The sequence below is a fragment of the Micropruina sp. genome, from assembly GCF_027492755.1.
Lineage (GTDB): Bacteria > Actinomycetota > Actinomycetes > Propionibacteriales > Propionibacteriaceae > Micropruina.
On the sequence record NZ_JAPUED010000029.1, the window covers coordinates 20630 to 27438 of the forward strand.

Annotated in this window: 6 protein-coding genes; 1 reads left to right on the top strand and 5 read right to left on the bottom strand. The window is 69.3% G+C overall.

What is annotated here, in order from left to right:
- Positions 1–275: 275 nt before the first annotated feature.
- From Q0066_RS01770 to folE, 5 genes are all read right to left on the bottom strand, one after another.
- Entirely contained in the window at positions 276–1601 is a 1326-nt protein-coding gene (locus Q0066_RS01770) for a pitrilysin family protein (protein ID WP_298129461.1), read from the bottom strand.
- The gene (locus tag Q0066_RS01775) at positions 1598–2869 is read right to left on the bottom strand and encodes a pitrilysin family protein (protein ID WP_298129462.1); all 1272 of its coding nucleotides are present in this window, start codon (positions 2867–2869) and stop codon (positions 1598–1600) included. Before Q0066_RS01775 ends, Q0066_RS01770 begins: the two co-directional genes overlap by 4 nt.
- A 207-nt stretch (positions 2870–3076) precedes the next feature.
- Positions 3077–3292, bottom strand: coding sequence for a hypothetical protein (locus Q0066_RS01780; protein ID WP_298129464.1), 216 nt, complete (start codon positions 3290–3292; stop codon positions 3077–3079).
- Between the two features lie 821 nt (positions 3293–4113).
- Positions 4114–5307, bottom strand: coding sequence for an FAD-dependent oxidoreductase (locus Q0066_RS01785; RefSeq protein WP_298129466.1), 1194 nt, complete (start codon positions 5305–5307; stop codon positions 4114–4116).
- Positions 5307–5969: a GTP cyclohydrolase I gene (folE, locus tag Q0066_RS01790; protein WP_298129468.1), complete on the bottom strand. Its 663-nt coding sequence runs from the start codon at positions 5967–5969 to the stop codon at positions 5307–5309. The genes Q0066_RS01785 and folE overlap by 1 nt, the downstream gene beginning before the upstream one ends.
- Positions 5970–6059: 90 nt before the next feature.
- On the opposite strand from folE, the gene Q0066_RS01795 reads away from it, so the two are divergent.
- A complete protein-coding gene (locus tag Q0066_RS01795) occupies positions 6060–6743 on the top strand; it encodes a helix-turn-helix domain-containing protein (protein ID WP_298129470.1) in 684 nt (227 codons plus the stop codon).
- Positions 6744–6809: the final 66 nt, after the last annotated feature.

A 6809-nucleotide genomic window follows, 5' to 3' on the forward strand; every position in this document is an offset into this window, starting at 1 on the left:
TCATTGAAGGTCGGCACGATGATGCTGACCCGAGGGTGGGTGGGAACGGTGCGTAGTGACATGAGCGACTTCCCCCGAAGCGTTTCTAGGTAGATATTCAGCTGACTAAGGCTTGCCTTACCTAAGTTACATCAGACTTGAGTCGTACTGGCAAGCAACCGCTCTCTGATATGGACGCCCCTCAGCTACTGCCGGGGTCGCTGGTCGCCCTTGTCAGCGCGACTTGACCGGGTCGCGCTGACAAGGGGTTGAGCCAGACTCAGCCAGCGACAAACTCAGGCAAGCTCGAGTTGCAGTCCGGCCGAGCGCAACGGCTCGGCGAGCGCTTCGGCGTCACCGACCACCACCAGGCTCAGGTCATTGAGCGGCAGATGCCGTTCGAGCGCCTCGGTCGCCGCCTCCGGTGTGACCTGGCGCAGTGCCGCCGAATGGGTGTTGACGAAGCCCGTGTCGAGGCCCGCCTCCACCAGGGCGGCCGCCTGATCGGCGATTCCGGACGCCGTGGCGCACCGCAGCGGCGCGATCCCGACCAGGAAGTTGACCGCATCGGTGAGTTCGGTGTCAGTGATCCGCCGGTCGCCGTCCACCCGCAACAGCTCGGACGCCTCGGCGATCGCGGCCGCAGCGACTTCGGTCCGGAACGACGCGTGCATCGCCAGCAGACCACCCGAGCGGGCGGGACTGTTGGCCAGCTGGACCCCGTAGGTGTAGCCGCGTTCCTCGCGCAGCACCCGGTTGAGCCGGCTCAGGAAGCCACCACCCAATACGAAACCACCCAGCCGCAGTGCGGCGTAGTCGGGATGCCGGCGGTCGATCCCGAATCGGCCGAGCCGGACGTCGGCCTGGACCGCACCCGGACGATCGATCAGCAGTGCCCGGGCCGGCGCCGATCGCGGCACCTCATGGCTGATCGGCACCGTCGGTTGCCGCCAGTCGCCGAACGCAGCCACGACGGCGGGCAGTGGATCCTCGCCGCCGAAGTCGCCGGCCAGCACCAGCGTGCCGCGCTCGGGGCCGTAGTGGGCCTGGTGCTGCGCTCGGACATCGTCGGCGGTGATCGCGCCGACACCGGTCGCGTCGCCGGACGCGGAACGAGCCGCCCGGTACTCGGAGTCGATGACGCCGGCGCGGAAGGCGATCGCCCCGCGGTGGCTCGGATGGGCCTCTTCCTGCGCCAACTCGGCCAGCCGCAACTCGACATGACGGCGCACATCGGCGTCGGCCAGTTGTGGCTCGCGGACAGCTTCGGCGAACAGCGGAAGTGCGGTGCCGAACCGGGTGCTCGGCACTTCGAGGCTGAGGTGCGCGGCGGCGTAGCCGGTGCCGCCGGCGAGCACCGCGCCACAGCCCTCCAGTTCGTCGGCGAAATCGGTGCCCGGATGGCTGGCGGTGCCCTCGTCCAGGCAGCGCTGCAGAATCGCCGACACGCCCTCCCGATCCCGGGGCTCGGCCGACAACGGCAACTCGAGTACCAACGTGGCGTTGATCAGGTGCTGGCCCGGGCGCTGGAAGATCAGCACCCGCAGGCCGTTGTCCAGCTGCGCCGTCCGAGGCGACGGGAAGTCCCAGACCGGCGGTGCCGGCACGACCGGGCGTTTCATGCGGACTCCTTCCGGTAGCTCAGCACCGCGCGCTGCTCGGGCTGCAGATAGCGCCGCGCCGCGTCGGCGACCTCCGCCACGGTGAGGCTGCGCACCTCGTCCAGGCGGCGGTTCACCACCTCGGGATCGCCGTACAGGGTGGCGTAGCAGCCGATCAGGTCGGCGCGGCTGTCGAATCTGCCCAGCTGGTCGAGCCATTCCCGCTCGAACTGCGCCTTGGCTCGGTCCACCTCGACAGCGGACGGGCCGTCGGCCAGGAAGCGGTTCACCTCCTCGATGATCGCCGCCTCCAACTGTTCGGCCCGGACGCCGGCCAGCGCCCGGGCCTGCGCGAAGCCGATGCTGTTCCCGCCGATCAGCCCCAGCGTGGAGGCCCCGGCGCCTTCAGCGATCAGATCGGTGCGGACCAGCCGTCGATGCAGCCGGGAGGTCTGTCCGTCACCGAGGACCGCCAAAGCCAGGTCGACGGCGGCGAACTCGCGGGTGTCCCTGGCCGGCAGCCGCCAAGTGGCGTAGCTGGCGTCGGTCGGTACATCTGCGGTGACCTCGGTGCGCGGGATCCCGGTCAGCGGTGGCAACGGTTCGGCCACCGGACGCGCCTGTCGAAGACTGGACGGCACCCCGCCCAGGTAGCGCGCGGCGCGGGCCACCGCGTCGTCCACGGTGACGTCGCCGACGATGGTGAGGACGGCGTTGCCGGGTGCGTAGTGCGTCGCGAAGAAGGCGCGCACGTCGTCCAGGTCGGCGGCGGCGAGGTCGTCCATCGACCCGATCGTGGGGTGGCTGTAGGGATGCCCCTCGGGAAAGGTCAGTCCGATGAGATGGATCAGCACATCGCCGTAGGGCACGTTGTCGTAGCGCTGCCGCTTCTCTTCGAGGACCACCGCACGCTGGTTGTCGAGGGTCTCCTGGGTGAGTTCGAGACTGGCCAGCCGGTCGGCCTCCAGCCACAGCGCCAGGTCGAGGGCGTGCGTCGGCACCGTCTCGAAGTAGTTCGTGCGGTCGAACCAGGTGGTGGCGTTGGCCGACCCGCCGACGCTCTGCACGATGGCCAGATGCTCACCGGACGCCACGTTCGCCGAACCCTCGAACATCAGGTGTTCGAAGAGGTGCGCCAGCCCGGTGCGTCCCGGCTGCTCGTCGCGCGAGCCGACGTCGAACCACAGATTCACCGCGACGACCGGCACGGTCGGGTCATGGTTGACCACCACCCGCAGGCCGTTGTCCAGGACGGTGGAGTGCAGGGCGAAGCGCACAGCAGTGGACATGTGGGCCATCGAACCACACCGCCCGGACAACGGCCGGTAGGCGCGAGAGCGCCGATCGTTGGTCGAGCTTGTCGAGACCGTGCTCACAAGGGCGTTTCGACAGGTTGAACCAACGGTGGTCTGTTCACGTCATCCCGGGCTCTCAGGGCGGGAAAGATCCCGGATCAAGTCCGGAATGACGAGGGAGCGGCTTTGATCAGCGCTTCCTCAGCCGATCGGGCGCCGAGGCGGTCGCAGCAGCAGCGTCAGGCCCATCACGATGATCGAGCCCGCCATCATCGGCAGCATCGCGGAAAGACCCCGCTCCAAGGCCAACGACTCGGGCGAGGGTAGTGATCCGGAGCCCCCACCGGGTCCGTGCGGTCCGGGCAGTGGTGCAGCGGACGGCGTGCCCTGCGGCAACTCGGGCGACTGCGTCGCCACGGCCGGCGTTCTGACCGACCCGCTCGTCGTCAGCGAGGGCAGCGAGCCTCCCGGTAATCGGGGGCTGCCCACCGGCGTCGCAGTCGAGGGCGTGGGTACCGCCGGCGTCCGGCTCGGCGAGCCACTCGGTGTGGGGCTGGGGGTACCCGACGGCCCCGGCTCCGTGGAGGGATCGTTGGGCGGTGTGGTCGGCAGCTCGACGGTGGGAAGCAGGGTCGGGACCAGCGTCGGCGGGGGGAGCGGCGGTGCCTTGATCGGCGGGGGGAGCGGCGGCGCCTTGATCGGTGCGGACTGGGTCGGCCGCGGCTGGTCACTGCTGGGTTCCGGTCGGGGGGCGGGGCTGTCGCTGGGCTCCGGAGGCTTCGGTTCGGAGGGCTCGGTGCTCGGGCCCGCGGATCGGCCGGGCTTCGGGTCATCGGGGACGGTTGCGGAGGGCCGCGGGCTGGCTTCACAGCTCGGCGCGCAGGGCTCGTCGCTGGGGTCGGCGAAGGCCATCGGCGCCGCGAGCAGGGTCGCGGCCAGCACCGCCGCCACTCCCCATCCGGCGGCGCGCGACCATCGGCCGAGCAGACCCCTCATGTAACCCCCCAAGGCTCACTAAGTTTCAGAGTACTCAGCAGATCCTCGGCTTGTCTTCATGATCATTTCGGGTTTCATCGATCCGGACGACGAATTTTTGTCGGCGAACGCTCGGTCAGCCCCAGCGAAATGCCACTGTCGGCCCCTGCGAACGCTCCCGTCAGGTCGGCTGAGCGCCCCTGTCATCCAAGTGAACGCCTCCGTCATCCCGGCGAGTGACGGGATCTCCGACCCCCAGGCGATCAGCCTTCGTCCGGACGCGGCAGCGGCACCGATTCGTCGCGCAGGGCGTCCAGGTTCTCGGGCGTGGCGCCGACCAGGAGTCGTAGGGAATCCGCGGCGTCCCAGTCGTTGAGGTGCAGCCCGGCGACCACCGTGCCGCCCCGCACCCAGAGTGCGACCAGGGTGAGGTTGGCCCGGTCGCCGCGCACGATCAGCTCGTCGTAGCCGCGGCGTCCGACATGACCGAGGTACTCCATGCCCAGGTCGTACTGGTCGCTGAAGAAGTAGGGCTGCCGGGTGTATGGCGTGGTGTCGCCGAGCACCGAACCGGCGACGTGCTTGCCCTGCTCGATGGCGTTGTCCCAGTGTTCGACCCGAATCCGGCCCAGGCTCGGATGGTCGTGGTTCGCCACGTCACCGGCCGCGAACACCGCCGGATCGGCGGTCGCCAGCCGTGCGTCGACCAGGATTCCGTTGTCGGTGGCGAGCCCGGAGTGAGCCGCCAGTCCGTCGTCGGGTACCGCACCGACCCCGGCGACGATCAGGTCGGGCCGCACCCGGGTGCCGTCGGAGAGCAGCACCTCGGCGCCCTCCACCCGATCCACGCTCGTGCTGAGCCGCAGATCGACGCCGTGGCTGCGGTGCAGCTCGGCGAACAGCGGCGCCAACTCGGGGCCCAACACCCCCAGCAGTGGCCAGGCGGCGGTCTCGGCGATGGTCACCTCGCCACCCGCCTGACGGGCCGCGGCCGCGATCTCCAGGCCGATCCAGCCGGCGCCGACGAGCAGCAGGTGCCCGGCCAACTCCTTCTTCAGGGCCAGCGAATCGTCCAGGGTGCGCAGGGAGCGGACCGGAATGGAACCGGCCTCCAGCGCTGGCAGCCGTCGCGGCGTCGAGCCGGTGGTCAGGATCAACCGGTCGTAGGGCAGTTCCTCCGAACCCAGCAGAACCTGCTTGCGGTCACGGTCCAGACCGGTGGCCCGGGTGCCGAGCCGCAGCGTCACCTGGTGCTCGTCGTACCAGGCGCGGTCGTGGACGAAGACCGAGTCGGGCTCGTCCGATCCGAGCAGCAGTCCCTTGGACAGCGGGGGTCGCTCATAGGGCAGGTGTGGCTCCGCGCCGACGAGGGTGAGGTCACCGGTGTATCCGCGGTCCCGCAGTTCGGCGACGGCGTTGGCGGCGGCCAGCCCGCCTCCGATCACGACGATGTTCATCATTGGCTCCTGGCGAGTGAGAGGAATTCCGCACGGCTACGGGCATCATCGCGCAGCCGTCCGAACAGTGCGGAGGTGACGGTGCGGGCACCGTCGGCGAGGGCGCCGCGCAGGCTCATGCAGGTGTGCTCGGCCTCGATCACCACACCCACGCCGTACGGCTCGAGCTCGCGCTGCAAGTGGTCGGCGATGCGTTTGGTGAGCCGCTCCTGGGTTTGCGGCTGTCGGCTGTGGAAGTCGGTCATCCGGGCGAACTTCGACAGCCCGAGAATCCGGTCGGCCGGAAGATAGCCGATGTGCGCGACGCCGACGAACGGCAGCATGTGGTGCTCACACAGCGACCGCACCGGAATGCTCTGCACCAGCACCAGTTCGTCGTAGCCCTCGGTGTTGGGGAAGCTGGTCAACTCGAAGTCGGACGCCGTGGTCAGCTCCGCGAGAGCGTGGGCCATCCGCCGGGGTGTGTCGACCAGATTGATGTCGCCGAGGTCGAGACCCAGTGCGGTCAGCAGCGCTGCCGCGGCATCCTCGGCGGCCGCCAGGTCGGCGGTGGGCCGGTCGGGCACGATTCTCGGACGCCACCCCGATTCCGCCGATTGCTCGGGTTCGGTGCTCACCGAGGCCTCGGCTGTGAGTGCGCGCAGCCCACTTCCTCCGTCCATGGCGACCCTCTCGGTTCTAACACCAATGAACTTCGATATTAGAAGCTCCGAAACTCTTGTGTCAATGAAGTTCTGTTTTACGCTTCCTCCATGGACCTGGCGACGCAGGCTGCGGGCATCGGTGCCCTGGCCGACCCGACCCGGCGGCTGCTCTACGAGTATGTGGTGGCCCAGCCGGAACCGGTGGGGCGCGAACAAGCTGCCGCCGCGCTGGGCCTCGCCCCGCACAACGTGAACTTCCACCTCGACCGGCTGGTCGACGAGGGCCTGCTCGAGGTCGAATACCGCCGGCTCAGCGGACGCACCGGTCCGGGCAGCGGACGTCCCAGCAAGCTGTACCGCCGCGGCGCCCGCGAGTTCGCGGTCTCGCTGCCACCCCGGCGCTACGAGTTGGCGGCCGACCTGCTGGCCGCCGCCGTCACCCGAGCAGCAGACGGAGTGCCCCTTGACCAGGCATTGCGCGAGGTCGGCAGCGAGGAGGGTCGGGCGCTTGCCGAGGCTAGCGAGGTGCCGGACGCGGGGGAGCAGTTGGATCGGGTCTCAGTCGTCCTGGCGAGCCAGGGCTACGAGCCGGTCCGCGAGGCGGACGTGGTCGCCCTCAACAACTGCCCCTTCGACGCACTGGCCCACAAGCACACCGCATTGATCTGCGGCGTGAACCGCGACTTCGTCCAAGGCGTAGCGGACGGCCTGGGCTGCGACTCCGTCCGTGCCTGTCTTGAGCCCGGTATCGGACGCTGCTGTGTGACCCTGCGCAACCAGCCGTCGTCCTGACAGCTACGTCATCGCCGCTCCGGCATCCCGCGCAATCTCGTCATCCCGGCGAACGCCGGGATCTCC

What these genes read in the sequence shown, in the direction of transcription:
- Q0066_RS01770 (WP_298129461.1), bottom strand. Translation starts at nt 1,601, where the DNA reads ATGAAACGCCCGGTCGTGCCGGCACCGCCGGTCTGGGACTTCCCGTCG.
- Q0066_RS01775 (WP_298129462.1), bottom strand. Translation starts at nt 2,869, where the DNA reads ATGTCCACTGCTGTGCGCTTCGCCCTGCACTCCACCGTCCTGGACAAC.
- Q0066_RS01785 (WP_298129466.1), bottom strand. Translation starts at nt 5,307, where the DNA reads ATGAACATCGTCGTGATCGGAGGCGGGCTGGCCGCCGCCAACGCCGTC.
- folE (WP_298129468.1), bottom strand. Translation starts at nt 5,969, where the DNA reads ATGGACGGAGGAAGTGGGCTGCGCGCACTCACAGCCGAGGCCTCGGTG.
- Q0066_RS01795 (WP_298129470.1), top strand. Translation starts at nt 6,060, where the DNA reads ATGGACCTGGCGACGCAGGCTGCGGGCATCGGTGCCCTGGCCGACCCG.